Source organism: Paracoccus haematequi, from assembly GCF_900631945.1.
Classification (GTDB): Bacteria; Pseudomonadota; Alphaproteobacteria; order Rhodobacterales; family Rhodobacteraceae; genus Paracoccus; species Paracoccus haematequi_A.
This window is the reverse complement of sequence record NZ_UZWE01000040.1, coordinates 42,435-59,027: the sequence shown is the minus strand read 5'-3', so window position 1 is coordinate 59,027 and position 16,593 is coordinate 42,435. Positions and strand designations below refer to the sequence as shown.

Annotated in this window: 14 protein-coding genes; 9 read left to right on the top strand and 5 right to left on the bottom strand. The window is 68.7% G+C overall.

From position 1 onward, the window contains the following. Both PARHAE_RS14685 and PARHAE_RS14680 read right to left on the bottom strand, forming a co-directional pair. The coding region (locus PARHAE_RS14685; RefSeq protein WP_206436972.1) for a COG3650 family protein at positions 1–574 on the bottom strand (574 nt) is incomplete at its 3' end. A 105-nt stretch (positions 575–679) separates the two neighbouring features. Further along, positions 680–2,062 (bottom strand): L-serine ammonia-lyase, encoded by a 1,383-nt coding sequence (locus PARHAE_RS14680; protein WP_126155329.1) that lies wholly within the window; start codon positions 2,060–2,062, stop codon positions 680–682. Between the two features lie 230 nt (positions 2,063–2,292). Here PARHAE_RS14680 and dusB point away from each other — a divergent pair, with 230 nt between their 5' ends. The 9 genes from dusB (at position 2,293) to hflX (ending at position 14,315) form a co-directional block, all read left to right on the top strand. Then, a complete protein-coding gene (gene dusB, locus PARHAE_RS14675) occupies positions 2,293–3,291 on the top strand; it encodes a tRNA dihydrouridine synthase DusB (protein WP_126155328.1) in 999 nt (332 codons plus the stop codon). Beyond that, positions 3,288–4,406 (top strand): two-component system sensor histidine kinase NtrB, encoded by a 1,119-nt coding sequence (locus PARHAE_RS14670; RefSeq protein WP_126155327.1) that lies wholly within the window; start codon positions 3,288–3,290, stop codon positions 4,404–4,406. The genes dusB and PARHAE_RS14670 overlap by 4 nt, the downstream gene beginning before the upstream one ends. Before the next feature lie 11 nt (positions 4,407–4,417). Continuing rightward, entirely contained in the window at positions 4,418–5,875 is a 1,458-nt protein-coding gene (locus tag PARHAE_RS14665) for a response regulator (RefSeq protein WP_126155326.1), read from the top strand. A gap of 72 nt (positions 5,876–5,947) precedes the next feature. Beyond that, positions 5,948–8,212 carry a sensor histidine kinase NtrY-like gene (locus PARHAE_RS14660; RefSeq protein WP_126155325.1) on the top strand — a complete coding sequence of 755 codons (2,265 nt, stop codon included), beginning with the start codon at positions 5,948–5,950 and terminating at the stop codon, positions 8,210–8,212. Then, positions 8,209–9,600 (top strand): nitrogen assimilation response regulator NtrX, encoded by a 1,392-nt coding sequence (ntrX, locus tag PARHAE_RS14655; RefSeq protein ID WP_126155324.1) that lies wholly within the window; start codon positions 8,209–8,211, stop codon positions 9,598–9,600. Before PARHAE_RS14660 ends, ntrX begins: the two co-directional genes overlap by 4 nt. 64 nt (positions 9,601–9,664) lie before the next feature. Continuing rightward, positions 9,665–11,041, top strand: a complete 1,377-nt coding sequence (gene trkA, locus PARHAE_RS14650) for a Trk system potassium transporter TrkA (RefSeq protein ID WP_126155323.1) — start codon at positions 9,665–9,667, stop codon at positions 11,039–11,041. Positions 11,042–11,047: 6 nt separating this feature from the next. Then, entirely contained in the window at positions 11,048–12,676 is a 1,629-nt protein-coding gene (locus PARHAE_RS14645) for a potassium transporter TrkG (RefSeq protein ID WP_126155322.1), read from the top strand. Positions 12,677–12,770: 94 nt separating this feature from the next. Beyond that, on the top strand, positions 12,771–13,004 hold the full coding sequence (gene hfq / locus PARHAE_RS14640; protein ID WP_020949330.1) for an RNA chaperone Hfq: 234 nt from the start codon (positions 12,771–12,773) through the stop codon (positions 13,002–13,004). Then, positions 13,005–14,315, top strand: a complete 1,311-nt coding sequence (gene hflX, locus PARHAE_RS14635) for a GTPase HflX (RefSeq protein ID WP_126155321.1) — start codon at positions 13,005–13,007, stop codon at positions 14,313–14,315. It begins immediately after the preceding gene. Positions 14,316–14,319: 4 nt separating this feature from the next. On the opposite strand, the gene PARHAE_RS14630 is transcribed toward hflX, so the two are convergent. The 3 genes from PARHAE_RS14630 to PARHAE_RS14620 are packed head-to-tail and all read right to left on the bottom strand — an operon-like array spanning position 14,320 to position 16,570. Beyond that, positions 14,320–14,961: a uracil-DNA glycosylase gene (locus tag PARHAE_RS14630; RefSeq protein ID WP_126155320.1), complete on the bottom strand. Its 642-nt coding sequence runs from the start codon at positions 14,959–14,961 to the stop codon at positions 14,320–14,322. Next, positions 14,958–15,983 carry an anthranilate phosphoribosyltransferase gene (gene trpD, locus PARHAE_RS14625; RefSeq protein WP_126155319.1) on the bottom strand — a complete coding sequence of 342 codons (1,026 nt, stop codon included), beginning with the start codon at positions 15,981–15,983 and terminating at the stop codon, positions 14,958–14,960. Before trpD ends, PARHAE_RS14630 begins: the two co-directional genes overlap by 4 nt. After that, a complete protein-coding gene (locus PARHAE_RS14620) occupies positions 15,980–16,570 on the bottom strand; it encodes an anthranilate synthase component II (protein ID WP_126155318.1) in 591 nt (196 codons plus the stop codon). The genes trpD and PARHAE_RS14620 overlap by 4 nt, the downstream gene beginning before the upstream one ends. Positions 16,571–16,593 lie beyond the last annotated feature (23 nt).

Here is a 16,593-nt window from a genome sequence, read left to right as displayed (position 1 = left end):
GTATCGGGCAAGACGAACGCAGGCTGCGCGGGGCCGCCGGGGCGGGCGCCTTGATGGCGGCGACGGCGGTCGCCACCTCGGGCGCGGCGGGCCCTGCGCAGCCTGCGTTCGTCTTGCCCGATACGGTCAGCCGCGCGGTGAAGGGGAAGTCCTGCCCCGACATGCTGTCCTGGCATTCGCTGGCCCGGATGTTCAGCACGAAGGGACGGCCTGCATGGACGCCTACATATTCCACGCCCTGCGCGAAATTCAGGCGGTTCACGCGGATCGCGCGGCCCTTCTGGTTGCCGGGCGTCTTGTAGATCGCGGTGCTGCCGGCCACGTCCACGGCCCAGAACGGCTCGTTCCCGCGCGCGCTGAAAGCGGCGGTGTTATAGGTCGCGGCTTCGGCGGTGGATACGGGCCTGGCCTCGGCCCCGGTTTCGATGGGCTGTTCCAGGGGGGACACGCCGGGGGGGCCTTTGTGGCCTTCGACCTGGGGCGCGGCCGCCGTGGGAAGGCCCGGAAGGGTCACGCCCTCGCAGGCGGCCAGAGGCAGGGTCATCAGCGCGATGAGTGCAAGACGCGGTGTCATCGGTCAGCCTTCTTTGGGGATCACTGTCACGCCAGCGTTAGCAACCGCCGCGCGGCGGCACAAGCGGATGGCGGCCCTGGCGGCGACAGCCCGCCGCCGGGGCGATCAACAATTCGGGACGTTGACCGCCAGCCCGCCCAACGAGGTTTCCTTGTACTTGTCCGACATGTCGCGGCCGGTCTGGCGCATGGTCTCGATAGCGGCGTCCAGCGGCACGAAATGGCTGCCGTCGCCGCGCAGGGACAGGCTGGCCGCGCTGACCGCCTTGATTGCGCCCAGACCGTTTCGTTCGATGCAGGGCACCTGTACCAGGCCCTTCACGGGGTCGCAGGTCATGCCCAGGTGATGTTCCAGCGCGATCTCGGCCGCGTTTTCCACCTGTTCCGGCGTCCCGCCCAGGACCGCCGCCAGACCCGCCGCGGCCATCGCCGACGCGCTGCCGACCTCGGCCTGGCACCCGGCCTCGGCGCCCGAGATGCTGGCGTTGTGCTTGACCAGCCCGCCGATGGCCGCCGCCGTCAGCAGGAATTCGGGAATGTCGCGTTCGGACGCGCCGGGCACATGGTCCAGCCAGTAGCGGATCACCGCAGGCACGGTGCCCGCCGCGCCGTTCGTGGGCGCCGTGACGACCTGGCCCCCTGCCGCGTTCTCCTCGTTCACGGCCATGGCATAGGTCGACATCCAGTCGTTGATGACATGGGGCGCGGTCAGGTTCATGCCGCGTTCGGCCAGCAGCTTTTCGTGGATCGCCTTGGCGCGGCGCCTGACCGACAGCCCGCCTGGCAGGATGCCGTCGGTGGTCAGCCCCCGGTCCATGCAGTCCCGCATCACCTGCCAGATCCGCATCAGCCCGTCGCGGATCTGGGCGTCCGAGCGGAACACCCGTTCGTTGTCATGCTTCATCCGCGCGATGGACTTGCCCGAGGACGCGGCCATCTCCAGCATCTCGGCGGCGCTGGAGAACGGGTAGGGCACCTTGGGCGCATCGTCGCTGCGCTTCTCGTCGCCCTTGCGGGCCAGTTCCTCGTCGGTCAGCACGAAGCCGCCGCCGATGGAATAATAGATGCGGTGGAAGATCACGTCGCCTTGGGCGTCTGTGGCCGACAGCGTCATGCCGTTCGCATGTCCCGGCAGCGCATGGTCGAAATCGAAGCGCAGGTCGCGGTCGGGGTCGAAGACCAGATCGCCCAGCCCCTCGGGCGACAGGATGCGGGTGGCGCGGTTTGCGGCAAGGGCGGATTCGGCGGCATCGGCGTCCAGGGTGGCCGGTACGAAGCCCGCCAAGCCCAGGATCGTCGCCCGGTCGGTCGCATGGCCCTTGCCGGTAAAGGCAAGGCTGCCATGCAGGCTGGCCTTCAGCCCATGCGCCCTGAAGGGCTGCTGGCGCAGCTCGTCCAGGAACCGCGCACCGGCCACCATCGGCCCCATCGTATGCGACGACGACGGGCCGACGCCCACCTTGAACAGATCGAAAACCGACAGGAACATGCGTCCCCCTTGCAATGAAGCCTCTATCTAAACATGGGCTGGGCCGGGCTGCCACGGTGTTTGCGGCAAGGCTGCGGGATCTTCGCGACAGGACGGATCGCGCTGGCCCTGCCTGTAAATCGGGCTTATTGATTAAAATATAGGCAGCGCTGCGGATGGTTAAAGAAGCGGCATCCCTGCCCGCAACCGCTGGCTTGCGGCCCGCTTGGGTCAAGGCGAAGGAACAGGACATGCAGTTCGGCGAACCGATCATTCTTGGCGACACGCGGCTTGGCCCGCCGGTGTTTCTTGCACCGATGGCGGGAATTACCGATCTGCCGTTTCGCCGCGCTGTTGCGCGATACGGCGCCGGGCTGATGGTCAGCGAAATGGTCGCCTCGACCGAAATGGTGACCCCGCGCCCGTCCACCCGCGCGGCCGTCCGCGCCAAGGCCCTGACCGAAGGGGCGCTGCCCGTCAGCGTTCAGATCGCCGGTCGCGAGGCCGGGGCGATGGCCGAAACGGCGCGGATCGTCGAGGGCATGGGCGCGCGGATCGTCGACATCAACATGGGCTGCCCGGCCAAGAAGGTCACCGGCGGGCTGTCCGGCGCGGCGCTGATGCGCGATCTGGACCACGCGCTTGGCTTGATCGACGCGGTGGTGGGCGCCGTATCCGTGCCCGTGACGCTGAAGATGCGGCTGGGCTGGGACGAGGATTGCCTGAACGCCGCCGATCTGGCCCGTCGCGCGACCGATGCGGGTGTCAGGATGCTGACCGTGCATGGCCGGACTCGGGCGCAGTTCTACAAGGGCCAGGCCGACTGGACCCGGATCCGGGCGGTGGCGAACCTTCCGGGCCGCCCGCCGCTGGTCGCCAATGGCGATGTGGTGGACGCGGCCTCGGCGCGCGCGGCGCTTGCGGCCTCGGGCGCCGAGGCGGTGATGATCGGGCGCGGCGCGCAGGGCGCGCCCTGGCGGCTGGCGCGGATCGCCCACGACCTGACCGGCAGCCCTGCGCCGCAGGTGCCGCAGGGCGATGCCCTGGCCGACGCGGTGGCCGAGCATTACCAGGACATGCTGGATTTCTATGGCACCGACCTGGGCCTGCGAGTCGCGCGCAAGCATCTGGGCTGGTATGCCGATGCGACCGGGGCGCCGCTGCGCGACCAGATGCTGCGCGCGGACAGCCCGGCGGCGGCGCTGGCCCTGATCCGCCAGGCCTTTTCCGACGCGCCGGTGGCCGCATGACGCGGGGCAGCCCGACCGGATTTGCGCAGGCGCGCCCCGGTCCGGGCTGGGACGCCCTGCCGTTGCCCGCCCTGGTTCTGGACGACCAGGGCCGGGTCGCCGCCATGAACGACGCGGCCGAGTTCTGGCTGAACATGTCGCGCAATTCCACCATCGGGCGGGTTCTGGACAGCGACGACATGCGGACCCGGCTGCGCATTCAGCCGTCCCTGTCGCCGCTGGTCGCCCGCGTGATGCGCAGCGACGAGGCGCTGTATCAGCCCAATGTCTGCTTCGAGATCGGCGACCGCGCGGGCGGCCACCAGGAACGCCGCGCCGCCGTCCATGCCGGTTCCGCCGCCGATATCGGCGGGGCGGTGTCCCTGCTGCTGGTGCCGCTGGACGAGGCCGGGCTGCAATCGCAAAGCCGCGCCGTGCGCACCGCAGCCCGCAGCGCCATCGGCATGGCCGAAATGCTGGCGCACGAGATCAAGAACCCCCTCGCGGGCATTCGGGGCGCGGCGCAGCTGATCGGCATGAACGCCCCGCCCGAGGACCGCGAGATGGCCGAGATGATCGTCAGCGAATCGAAGCGCATCGTGTCCTTGCTGGAACAGGTGGAACGCTTCGGCGACACCTCGGCCCCGAACCTGCGGGCGATCAATGTCCATGACGTGCTGGAAAAGGTGCGCCGGTCCGCCGCCGTGGGATTCGCCCGCAAGATCGGCATCGTGGCGGAATACGACCCATCCTTGCCCGATGCCCTGGCCGATGCCGACCAGTTGACCCAGGTCTGCCTGAACTTGGTCAAGAACGCGGCCGAGGCGCTGAAGGACACCGACCAGCCCGTGATCCGCCTGCGCAGCTTCTATGACCACAGCCTGCGCCTGCCCCCGGACGAGACCGACCCGACCGGACGCCCGCTGCCCCTTCAGATCGAGATCGAGGATAACGGCCCCGGCCTGCCCCCCGCCATCGCCGATCAGGTGTTCGAGCCCTTCGTGTCGGGCCGGGAAAACGGCACCGGGCTGGGGCTGGCGCTTGTCAGCAAGATCATCACCGACCACGGGGCGCTGATCCGGGTGGATTCGCGCCCCGGCCGCACCGTTTTCCGCATCTCATTGCCCAAGGCATAAGGACCGACGCCATGGACGGAACCGTTCTGATCGCCGACGACGACCGCACCATCCGCATCGTGCTGACCCAGGCGCTGACCCGCGCGGGCTGCCGGGTCCATGCCACGGGCAGCCTGGCGCAGCTGTCGAAATGGGTCGAGGAAGGGCGCGGCGATCTGGTCATCACCGACGTGATGATGCCCGACGGCAACGGCATCGACCGCATCCCGGCGATCCGGGACGCGCGACCCGACCTGCCGGTGATCGTGATCTCGGCCCAGAACACCATCGTCACCGCCATCCGCGCGACCGAGGCCGAGGCCTTCGAATACCTGCCCAAGCCCTTCGACCTGCCCGACCTGATGGCCAAGGCGAACCAGGCGCTGTCGCGCCGCCCGCGCAAGTCGGACCCGCTGCCCGATGCCGCCGCCCCGCGCCCCGCCGCCGATCCGGCAATGCCGCTGATCGGCCATGCCCCGGCGATGCAGTCGCTGTTCCGCATGGTGGCGCGGATCCTCAATGCCGATCTGCCGGTGCTGATCGCGGGCGAACCCGGCGTCGGCAAGACCACGATCGCGCGGTCCTTCCACGACCTGTCCGACCGCCGCGACCAGGGGCTGGCGATCCTGACATCCGCCGATGCGGGCGACGAGGCGATCTCGCGGGCCGCCGACAAGGCGCGGGGCGGCACGATCCTGATCGAAAACCCGGCGGGCTTCGACGCCGCCGCGCAGGCCCGCCTGATCGGGCTGATCGAATCGCTGGAAAGCGGCCCGGACCGCGCCCTGGCGCCGCGCATCGTCGCGACCACCGGGCCGGATCCCCAGGCGGACGTGGCGGCGGGGCGACTGCGGTCGGATCTGTATTACCGGTTGGCCGGGGTGACGGTCACGGTGCCGCCGCTGCGGGCGCGGGTCGATGACATCCTGCCGCTGGCCGCTCATCTGCTGGCCCGTGCGGTGACCCAGGGCCTGCCCGACCGCGCCCTGGGCGACGACGCGGCCGCCCTGCTGCGCGTCCATGCCTTTCCCGGCAACGTGCGCGAGCTGGAAAACATGATGCGCCGCCTGGCCCTGACCGCCAGCGGCCCCACCATCACCGCCGCCGAGATGCGCGAGGCCCTGACCCAGCAGGGCGCCAGCCGCGCGGCGCCCCTGACGGTCGTGCCGGTACCCGCTCCGTCGTCGGCGGCGGCCGAGGGCGCCGGTCCCGCGCCTTATCAACTGGGCGGCGGCAACGGCCCGCTGTCGGATTCGGTCGAGGCGCATCTGCAACGCTATTTCGACCTGCATGGCGACAGCCTGCCGCCGCCCGGCCTCTATGACCGCATCCTGCGAGAGATCGAGCGCCCGCTGTTGCAGGTCGCCCTGGACGCCACCGGCGGCAACCAGCTGAGATGCGCCGATCTGCTGGGCATAAACCGCAATACCCTGCGCAAGAAGCTGACCGAGCTGAATATCGAGGTGACACGGCGCCGCAAACTGATGTAAAACCGCCACAGGGGCAGCGCCATCCGTATCGGCGCTGCAACAGAAAGCCGCGTCAGACGGCAGGCGGGAGCAATGGCAGGTGCCGCATCAGGGCTGAGCTGGGACAGGCTCGCACGGGTTACGTTGCCGCGTCATTGGCGCGGCGCCATGGCGTTCGGCATGCTGGCCCTCGGGCTGCTGCTGGCGGGCGCCACGATGACGGTGCTGGGGCCGCTGGCCCAGGGCGCCGAAAGCCGGATGCTGCGGCTGATCCTGCTGCTGGATCTGGCCTATCTGATCGTTCTTATCGGGATCATCGTGCTGCGCATGGCGCGGCTGATCACCGCGCGGCGCAAGACCGCCGCCGGATCGCGGCTGCACGCGCGGCTGGTGCTGATCTTTGCGGGGCTGGCCCTGGTTCCCACGGTGCTGGTCGCGCTGTTCGCGGGGTTTCTGGTCAATATCGGGCTTGAAGGCTGGTTCTCGGGCCGGGTGCAGCAGGTGGTCACCACATCCCAGGCCGCCGCCGAAGCCTATCAAGAGGAACACCGCCGCGATCTGATCCAGGACGCCACCGCCCTGGCCGGCGTGCTGACCCAGGCGGGCCGCGCCAATCCGATGATCGAGGACGCCGAGATGCGGCAGCTTCTGGTCCAGGGTCAGGCGCTGATCCAGCGGGGCCTGCGCGAGGCCTATATCATCAACGGCGCAGGCGAAATCCGCGCGCGGGGCGAACGGTCCTATCTGTTCTGGTACGAGGCCCCCGACAGCGGCGACCTGGACCGTGCCCAATCCGACGGCGTGGTCCTGATCGAGGATTGGGAGAACAACGAATTCCGCGCCCTGGTGGCCCTGCCGCCGCTGGCCGACCGTTACCTGTATGTGACACGCGACGTGGACGGCGCGCTGCTGGGGCTGGTGGATGACACCCGCGCGACGGTCGGCAGCTATCGCCAGCTTGAACAGACCCGCAGCCAGGTGCTGTTCGAATTTTCGCTGGTCTACCTGGCCTTCGCGCTGCTGCTGGTCGCGGCCGCGGTGCTGCTGGGCCTGTGGTTCGCGTCTCGCCTGTCGCGGCCCATCGGCCTGCTGGCCCAGGCCAGCGAACGGGTGGGGCATGGCGACCTGGACGTGCAGGTGCCCGAACCCGATACGGGGGACGAGATCCAGACCCTGGGCCAGTCCTTCAACCGCATGACCCGGCAGCTGAAGGCGCAGCGGGCCGAACTGGTGGACAGCTATCGCGTCAGCGACGAACAGCGGCGGCTGTTCGACAACGTGCTGTCCTCGGTCACATCGGGGGTGATCGGGCTGGACGCGGCCGGGGAAATCGATTTCGTGAACCGATCCGCCAGCCGGTTGCTGGGGCTGGACCCGAAACGCGACATCGACGCGCTGCTGTCCGAGGCCGTGCCGGAATTCGCGCCGCTGTTCGACCGCCTGTCGGCCTCGGTCGCGGAAACCGTGCAGGACGAGGTGCGCCTGATGCGCGAAGGCCGCGTCGAAAGCCTGCTGGTGCGCATGGCGGTCCGTCGCGGCACGGACGGCGATCTGGAGGGCTATGTGGTGGCCTTCGACGACGTGACCGAGCTTGTGACCGCGCAGCGCATGGCCGCCTGGGGGGACGTGGCCCGCCGCGTCGCGCACGAGATCAAGAACCCGCTGACGCCGATCCAGCTGTCCGCCGAACGCCTGCGCCGCAAGTTCGGCAGGCTGGCGTCGCCCGAGGACAAGGCGTCGCTGGATCAGTATACCGACGTGATCATCCGCCAGACCGGCGACCTGCGCCGGATCGTGGACGAATTCAGCCGCTTCGCCCGGATGCCCGAACCCGACCGGGCCGAGATCGACCTGGCCGGGCTGCTGCGAGAGGTCGCGCTGCTGCAACAGGACGCGCTGAAAGGCGCGCTTGCAACCGACATTCCCGACCAGCCGGTGATCGTCGATTGCGACGCGGGAATGCTGCGCCAAGCCTTCACGAACCTGGTGAAGAATGCCGGAGAAGCTGTCGAGGAAAAATCGGAGAACCCACCCGAAGGTTGGGCGCCCCGGATAACGGTCGACATGCGGGCCGACCACGACGCGGTGACGATCCGCATCGCCGACAACGGCCCCGGCCTGCCCGCAGATCGTTCGCGGCTGTTCGAACCCTATGTCACCCTGAAGGCGGGGGGGACCGGACTGGGCCTGCCCATCGTCAAGAAGATCGTCGAGGAACATGGCGGCAGCCTGTCGCTCTCCGACCGGCCCGATGGCCAGGGGGCGGTCGCCGAAATCCGCCTGCCGCGGGAACGCCATCCCGTGCGCGGCGCGCAACGCAAGATAAAAGCAAAAGAAGACGAGGCAGCACCGATATGAGCGATATCCTGATCGTTGACGACGAACGCGACATCCGCGAACTGGTGGCGGACATCCTGAAGGACGAGGGGTTCGAGACCCGCGTCGCCGCGAACTCGGACGAGGCGATCGCCGCCCTGAACGATCGCCAGCCCGCGCTGATGGTGCTGGACATCTGGCTGAAGGACAGCCGCATGGACGGCATCGACATCCTGAAGCAGGTCAAGCGCAACAACCCCGACGTGCCGGTCATCATCATCTCGGGGCATGGCAACATTGAAATCGCGGTCGCGGCGATCAAGCAGGGCGCCTATGACTTCATCGAAAAGCCCTTCAACATCGACCAGCTGATGGTGGTGGTGAACCGGGCGATGGAGACCAGCCGCCTGCGGCGCGAGAACAGCAGCCTGCGGCGCGGCGGCGACCGGGCGGCGGAAATGCTGGGTCAGTCCGTCGCCTTCAAGCGGCTGCGCGACGCCCTGGACAAGGTCGCCAAGTCGAACGGCCGGGTGATGCTGGCGGGCGAGCCGGGCACGGGCAAGGAAATGGCCGCCCGCTATATCCACGCCCACAGCCCGCGCGCCTCGGCCCCCTTCGTCACCGTTCCCTGCGCCACCATCGAACCGGAACGGATGGAGGAGGTTCTGTTCGGCCGCGAGACAGCCGAGCGCGGCATTGAACCCGGCCTGCTGGAACAGGCCCATGGCGGTGTCATCTATTTCGACGAAGTGGGCGATATGCCCATGGGAACGCAGCCGAAAATCCTGCGCGTGTTGACCGAACAGCAGTTCGTGCGGGCAGGGGGGGCGGACCGGGTGCGGGTCGATCTGCGGGTGATCTCGTCCACCAATCGCGATCTGCCGGCGGAAATCGCGGCGGGCCGGTTCCGGCAGGAACTGTACGACCGGCTGAACGTGGTGCCGGTGGCCGTGCCCTCGCTGGTGGAACGGCGCGACGACATCGGCCTGCTGGCGCGCCATTTCATCGACCATTTCCACCGCAGCCAGGGTCTGACCCCGCGCGACCTCCCCGAGGAAACCGTGGCTGCCCTGCAATCCATGCGCTGGCCGGGCAATATCCGCCAGTTGCGCAACGTCATCGAACGCGTGCTGATCCTGGCCGAGGAAAGCGGCCCGATCCAGCCCGCCGAACTGGAACCCCAGGGCGCCACGCCCGACAACAGCGACGCCCTGGCCCTGGGTCCGCAGATCACCGCCATGGCCCTGCGCGAGGCGCGAGAGATGTTCGAACGCGAATACCTGGTGGCCCAGATCAACCGCTTCGGCGGCAATATCAGCCGCACCGCGCAATTCGTGGGAATGGAGCGCAGCGCGTTGCATCGCAAGCTGAAATCGCTGGGAGTGGTCGGCGGAATGCGGGCCGAGGACGAATTGCTGATGGGCAAGTAGCACGGTTGCGCCATGCGCGGCGGCGCCGTAGGCAGGGGGCGGCTCGGGCGGCAGGGGGACGGCCATGAAGATCATCATCTGCGGCGCGGGGCAGGTCGGCTGGCAGATCGCCCGCCATCTGTCGGGCGAACGCAACGACGTGACCGTGATCGACAACAATGCCGAACTGATCCGCCGCGCCACCGACGCCCTGGACGTGCAGGGCGTCACCGGCTTTGCCAGCCATCCCGACGTGCTTGACAGCGCGGGCGCCCGCGACGCCGACCTGATCATCGCCGCCACCCATTCGGACGAGGTGAACATGGTCACCTGCCAGGTCGCCCATTCGATCTTCCAGGTGCCGCGCAAGATCGCCCGGTTGCGCAGCAGCGCCTATCTCGATGCGATCTATTCGGATCTCTACAGCACCTCTCACCTGCCCATCGACGTGGTGATCAGCCCCGAACGCGAGGTCGCGAACGCCGCTCTGCAACGGCTGTCCGCGCCGTCCACCTTCGACGTGGAAACCTTCATGGGCGGCAAGGTGCAGCTTCTGGGCATCCTGCTGGAGGAGGACTGCCCCGCGCTGAACACCCCCCTGCGCCAGCTGAGCGACCTGTTTTCCAGCCTGCGCGCCATCGTCGCCGGGGTCCGCCGCCAGGGGCGGCTGTTCGCGCCGGAACCGGGCGACCAGCTGTTCGCCCATGACCAGATCTATGTTTTCAGCCACCGCGAGGATGTGGGCCGCACGTTGGAGATCTTCGGCAAGCCGCCGTTGAAGCAGGAACGCGTGGCGATCATCGGCGCGGGCAATGTGGGCCTTGCCGTGGCCCAGGCGCTTGAGGCGCGGCCCGACCGGATCCGCGCCAAGCTGATCGAACGCGACCGCAGCCGCGCGGAATTCGCCGCCGACCGGCTGGAACGGACCATCGTGCTGAACGGCGACGGGCTGTCCGCCGAACTGCTGGAGGAAGCGGCCGTCCCCACCGCAGACGCGGTGCTGGCGGTGACGGACGACGACAAGACCAACATCCTGGCCTCGGTCCGGGCCAAGCAGGCGGGGGCAAAGCTGGCCATCGCGCTGATCAACGACCCGACCATGGTGCCGCTGATGGAGGTGCTGGACATCGACGCCTATATCAACCCGCGCGCCACCACCGTGTCCACCATCCTGCGCCATATCCGCCATGGCCGGGTCCGCGACATCTATTCCATCGGCGACGCCGAGGCCGAGGTGATCGAGGCGCAGGCCCTGTCGACCTCGCCCATATCGGGCCGCGCGATCCGCGACATCGAATTTCCCGAGGGCGTGCTGATCGGCGCGGTGCAAAAGGGCGACCGCATCGTCAAGCCCGCCCCCGACACCCGGATCGAGGAGGGCGACGTGATCCTGATGTTCGCCCTGACCAAGGACGTGCCAGAGGTCGAGCGCCTGTTGCAGGTCTCGATCGACTTTTTCTGACGCGCCATGGCCGTGCTGCTGCGCCTGCCGCTGTTCGTCCTGCTGGCCGCGATGACCGGGCTGGCGATGATGCTGCCCGCAGCCTATGCCTCGGTCCACAACAACGACGCACTGGCGCGCGACTTCTTCTATTCGGGGCTGCTGGTGCTGGTCGTGGCGGGGCTGATCGGGCTGGCGACCGCCGCCAATCCGCGCCGGACGCGCCCGCGCGACACGCTGCTGACCATGCTGGCCGTCTATGCCGGGATGCCGCTGATCATGGCGCTGCCTTTTTCCGAGGCGATGCCCGATACCGGCCTGTTCAACGCCTGGTGGGAAATGACCTCGGCGCTGACGACCACCGGGGCATCGCTCTATTCGGCCGACCTGCTGCCGATGCCGCTGCATCTGTGGCGGGCGATGGCGGGCTGGATGGGCGGGTTCTTCATCCTGGCCGCCGCCACCGCGATCCTGGCGCCCCTGCATATCGGCGGGTTCGAGATCATGGCCCAGCCCTATGGCCGCCGCGAATATCTGGAACGCCTGCCCCGATCCGCCGATCCGCTGGACCGCAACCCGCATCTGTCTGCGCCCGGCTTCCAGACGGTGCTGACCCATCCCCATTACCGGCTGATGCGGTCCGCAATAGCGGTCTTTCCGGTCTATGCGGGGCTGACGCTGGCCCTGTGGCTGATCCTGCTGGTGCTGGGCGATCCGGGCCTGATCGCATTGTGCCGGGCGATGGGAACGCTGTCGACCAGCGGCATTTCCCCGGTCCTCGGCCCGCCCGGAGTCAGTTCGGGACTGCCGGGCGAGATGGCGGTGTTCCTGTTCCTGATCCCCGCCTTGTCGCGCCGCTTCTGGCCCGGCGGCGGCGCCCTGCGCGCCACCGACCGGCTGGTCGACGATCCCGAACTGAAGATGGCGGCGGGTTTCGTGGCCCTGGTCGCGCTGTCGCTGTTCGCCCGGCATTTCCTGGGGGCCATCGACAGCGCCCGCGCGCCCGACGGATCGCCGGAAATCCTGCACGACCTGCGCAGCGGGCTTGCCGCCTTCTGGGGCGGGCTGTTCAACAGCCTCAGCTATCTGACGACGACCGGCTGGACCTCGATCGACTGGCAGGGCGCGCGGGCCTGGTCAGGACTGACCTCGCCCGGCCTGATCCTGGCGGGGCTGGCGATGATGGGCGGTGGCGTCGCCACCACGGCGGGCGGGGTCAAGCTGCTGCGGGTCTATGCCCTGGCGCGGCACGGGCAGCGGGAAATGGAACGGATCGTGCATCCGAACTCGATTGCCGGCGGTGGCCAGATCGCCCGGCGGCTGCGGCGCGAGGGGGCCTATCTGGCCTTCATCTTCTTCATGCTGTTCGCGACCTCGATCGCGGTCTGCGTGGCCCTGGTGTCGATCCAGCGGATCGAGATCGAGACGGCGACGATCCTGTCCATCGCCGCGCTGACCAATACCGGCCCCCTGGCCGCCGCGATCCCCCTGACCCCCGCTTTCGAGGCCACGGCGGGCATCGCATCCGCCCCCTGGGAGGGCTGGTCGGGCCTGCCGCCCTTCACCAAGGCGGTGCTGGCAGGGGCGATGATCGTCGGGCGCATGGAAACCCTGGCGGTCCTGGCGCTGTTTTCGCCGCAATTCTGGCGCCGTTAGGCCGTAACGGTCCGGCAGCCCGACACGCTTGCAAGGGCCGCATCAACCGCATAGATGTGAAATTCGACCGGGACAGTAAAAAACGGAAACAAGAATGGCTGGCGACAAGCAGAACTTGCAGGACGCATTTCTCAACCATGTCCGCAAGGCGAAGGTGCCCGTCACGATCTTCCTGATCAACGGCGTCAAGTTGCAGGGCGTCATTACATGGTTCGATAATTTCTGCGTTCTGCTGCGCCGCGACGGCCAGTCCCAGCTGGTTTACAAGCACGCCATCAGCACGATCATGCCGGGCCAGCCCATTTCGCTGTACGAAGGCGAGGACTGATTGGCCGAACCCACCCCGACCGAGGCTCGGCCGACCCGCGCCTATGTCATCCATCCCGACCTGGCCGCCCGCACCCAGCGGCGCGAACCCGAACATGCCCTGGCCGAGGCGGTGGCGCTGGCCCATGCCCTGCCGGGCATCGAGATCGTCGGAGACGAGGTCGCGCGCCTGCGCAAGCCCGATCCGGGCCGGTTGTTCGGCAAGGGCAAGCTGGCCGAGATCGGCGAGCGCCTGGACGCGGCCGAGGTCGATCTGGTGTTGATCGACGGCCCGGTCAGCCCCGTGCAGCAGCGCAACCTGGAAAAGGACTGGGGCGTCAAGCTGCTGGACCGGACCGGGCTGATCCTGGAAATCTTCGCAGACCGCGCGCGGACCCGCGAAGGCGTGTTGCAGGTGGAACTGGCCGCGCTCTCCTATCAGCGCACGCGCCTGGTGCGCGCCTGGACCCACCTGGAACGCCAGCGGGGCGGGCTTGGCTTTGTCGGCGGTCCCGGCGAGACGCAGATCGAGGCCGACCGCCGCGCCATCGACGAACAGATGACCCGGCTGCGCCGGCAGCTTGAGCGGGTCGTGAAGACCCGCACCCTGCACCGCGCCGCGCGGGCCAAGGTGCCCTATCCCATCGTGGCGCTTGTGGGCTACACCAACGCCGGAAAATCCACGCTGTTCAACCGCCTGACCGGCGCCGAGGTTCTGGCCAAGGACATGCTGTTCGCCACGCTGGATCCGACCATGCGCGCCATCCGCCTGCCCGGCGCAGGGGGCGGGCAGGGGCGCAAGATCATCCTGTCCGATACCGTGGGCTTCATCAGCGACCTGCCGACCGAACTGGTCGCCGCCTTCCGCGCCACCTTGGAGGAGGTGCTGGAGGCCGATCTGATCCTGCATGTCCGCGACATCAGCCACCCCGAAACCGAGGAACAGGCCGCCGACGTGGCCGAGATTCTGGAGTCCCTGGGTGTCGATGAGGATGTCGCGCTGATCGAGGTCTGGAACAAGATCGACGCCCTGTCCGCCGATACGCGCGCGGCCCTGCGCCGTACGGATGAGCGCACCCAAGGCATCCAGGCAGTCAGCGCGCTGACCGGCGAGGGGTTGGACGACCTGACCTCGGCCATCGACGCGCATCTGTCCGAGGTTCTGGACGAACCGAAGACGACCGACACGGTGACGCTGCCCTTTTCTGACGGCCGCCGCCGCGCTTGGCTTCACGAGGCTGGCGTGGTTCAGCGCGAGGAATCGGCTGAGGACGGCTTGACGCTGCATCTGTTGTGGACCGAACGCCAGAAGGCGGGCTTCGAGGCGCTGTAGCGCGTCATCGCGCCGCCCAGTCCACCGGCTGCCGCCCCTGCTGTTCAAGCCACGTATTGATCCGTGAAAACGGCTTGCTGCCAAAGAACCCCCGCCGCGCGGACAGGGGCGAGGGATGCGCCGTTGCGATCACCAGATCCTGCGGTCGGGGCAGGCCCGCCACGGCCTTCTGCGCATGGGCGCCCCACAGCAGGAAGGCCAGCGGGCCGTGCCTTTGCGCCTCGGCCACGGCGCCGCGGGCCAGCCGGTCCCATCCCCATTTGGCGTGGCGTCCGGCATCGCCCGGCGGCACCGACAGCGAGGTGTTCAGCAGCAGCACTCCCTGCCGCGCCCAACCCGACAGGTCGCCCGTGGCGGGGGCCGCGCCGATGTCGTCGCGCAGTTCGGCGAAGATATTTTTCAGCGACCGGGGCAGGGCAATGTCGGGCGCGACCGAGAAGGCCAGCCCGTTCGCATGACCGGGCGTGGGATAGGGATCCTGGCCCAGGATCACCACGCGCACCCGTTCGGGTGGAGTCGCATCAAGCGCGGCAAAGACCAGGGCGGGGCCGGGCAGCCAGTCGTCCAGCCCTTCCAGCCGGTCGCGGATCCTGGGCCAGTCCTGTTGGAAAAAGGGCAGGTGGTCCCAGGCCTTGGGGGGCCTCATGCCTCGGGCGCCCCGGTGACCTGGGCCAGCCGGTCCAGCCGCGCCTTGGCCGCGCCGCTGTCGATGGCTTCCGCCGCCATCGCGGCCCCCTCGCGCAGGTCGCGGACTTTTTCCGCGATCAGCAGCGCAGCGGCCGCGTTCAGCAGCACCGCATCGCGATAGGCGCCGCGTTCGCCGCCCAGCAGGGCGCGGAAGGCGGCGGCGTTTTCGTGGGGTTCGCCGCCGATGATCGCCTCGAACGGGTGGCGGGGCAGGCCCGCATCCTCGGGCGTGACGGTGAATTCGCTGATCTCGCCGTCCTTCAGCGCCGCGACATGGGTGTCGCCGGCGATGCTGATCTCGTCCGTGCCGTCCGCGCCATGGACCAGCCAAGCGGCGTCGCTGCCCAGATCGCGCAGAACCTCGGCCATGGGGCGGATCCAACGCGCGCTGAACGTCCCCGTCAACTGTCGCCGGACCGAGGCCGGATTTGTCAACGGTCCCAGCAGGTTGAACACGGTTCTTGTGCCCAGTTCCGCGCGCGGCGGGCCGACATGGCGCATCGCCGGATGGTGCATCGGCGCCATCATGAAGCAGATGCCCGCGTCGCGGATCGCCGATTGCGCGACCGCAGGCCCGCCCATCACGTTGATGCCCATCTGCGTCAGGGCGTCCGCCGCGCCCGATTTCGACGACAGGTTGCGGTTGCCGTGCTTGGCGACCGGCACGCCCGCGCCCGCCACCACGAAGGCCGTCGCGGTCGAGATGTTCAGCGTGCCCTTGCCGTCGCCGCCGGTGCCCACGATGTCAATGGCGCCTTCGGGGGCGTGGACGCGGTTCATGCGCTTGCGCATGGCACGGGCGGCGGCGGCGATTTCGTCGACCGTCTCGCCCCGCACGCGCAGGGCCATCAGCAGCCCGCCGATCTGGGCAGGCGTCGCCGCGCCGTCGAACAGGGCGGAAAAGGCGGCCTCGGCCTCGTCGGCGGTCAGGGGGCGGGTGGCGGCGATGCCGATCAGCGGGCGGATGTCGGTGGGGGTCATGCCGCCGCCTTTCGCGGCGCGCAGCGGGCCAGGAAGGTGCGGATCATGTCGTGCCCGTGTTCGGACGCGATGGATTCGGGATGGAACTGCACGCCCTCGATGGGCAGGGCCTCGTGGATCAGGCCCATGATGGTCCCGTCGTCCGAGGTGGCGGTGACGCGCAGGCAGTTGGGCAGGCTGTCTGGCTCGACCGTCAGCGAATGATACCGGGTGGCCGTCACCGGGGACGGCAGGCCCGCGAACACCCCCGTGCCGTCATGGCTGATCGCGTCGGTCTTGCCGTGCATGATGCGGTTCGCGCGCACGACCTTGCCGCCGAACGCCTCTCCGATGGCCTGGTGGCCCAGGCAGACGCCCAGCAGCGGGATCGCGCGGTCGGCGGCCGCCCGGATCAGGTCCAGGCAGATGCCCGCCTGCGCCGGATCGCAGGGACCGGGAGAGATCACGATTCCGTCAGGTTCCATCACCAGGGCATCGTCCACCGTCAGGGCGTCGTTGCGGCGCACCACGACCTCGGCCCCGGCCTCGGCCAGGTAATGCACGAGGTTCCAGGTGAAGCTGTCGTAATTGTCGATCAGAAGGATCATGATGGGCGCCCTGATATGGTGGC

Coding starts and splice junctions, on each gene's coding strand:
- PARHAE_RS14680 (WP_126155329.1), bottom strand. CDS start 2,062: ATGTTCCTGTCGGTTTTCGATCTGTTCAAGGTGGGCGTCGGCCCGTCG.
- dusB (WP_126155328.1), top strand. CDS start 2,293: ATGCAGTTCGGCGAACCGATCATTCTTGGCGACACGCGGCTTGGCCCG.
- PARHAE_RS14620 (WP_126155318.1), bottom strand. CDS start 16,570: ATGATCCTTCTGATCGACAATTACGACAGCTTCACCTGGAACCTCGTG.
- trpD (WP_126155319.1), bottom strand. CDS start 15,983: ATGACCCCCACCGACATCCGCCCGCTGATCGGCATCGCCGCCACCCGC.
- PARHAE_RS14630 (WP_126155320.1), bottom strand. CDS start 14,961: ATGAGGCCCCCCAAGGCCTGGGACCACCTGCCCTTTTTCCAACAGGAC.
- trkA (WP_126155323.1), top strand. CDS start 9,665: ATGAAGATCATCATCTGCGGCGCGGGGCAGGTCGGCTGGCAGATCGCC.
- ntrX (WP_126155324.1), top strand. CDS start 8,209: ATGAGCGATATCCTGATCGTTGACGACGAACGCGACATCCGCGAACTG.
- PARHAE_RS14665 (WP_126155326.1), top strand. CDS start 4,418: ATGGACGGAACCGTTCTGATCGCCGACGACGACCGCACCATCCGCATC.
- PARHAE_RS14660 (WP_126155325.1), top strand. CDS start 5,948: ATGGCAGGTGCCGCATCAGGGCTGAGCTGGGACAGGCTCGCACGGGTT.
- hfq (WP_020949330.1), top strand. CDS start 12,771: ATGGCTGGCGACAAGCAGAACTTGCAGGACGCATTTCTCAACCATGTC.
- PARHAE_RS14645 (WP_126155322.1), top strand. CDS start 11,048: ATGGCCGTGCTGCTGCGCCTGCCGCTGTTCGTCCTGCTGGCCGCGATG.
- PARHAE_RS14670 (WP_126155327.1), top strand. CDS start 3,288: ATGACGCGGGGCAGCCCGACCGGATTTGCGCAGGCGCGCCCCGGTCCG.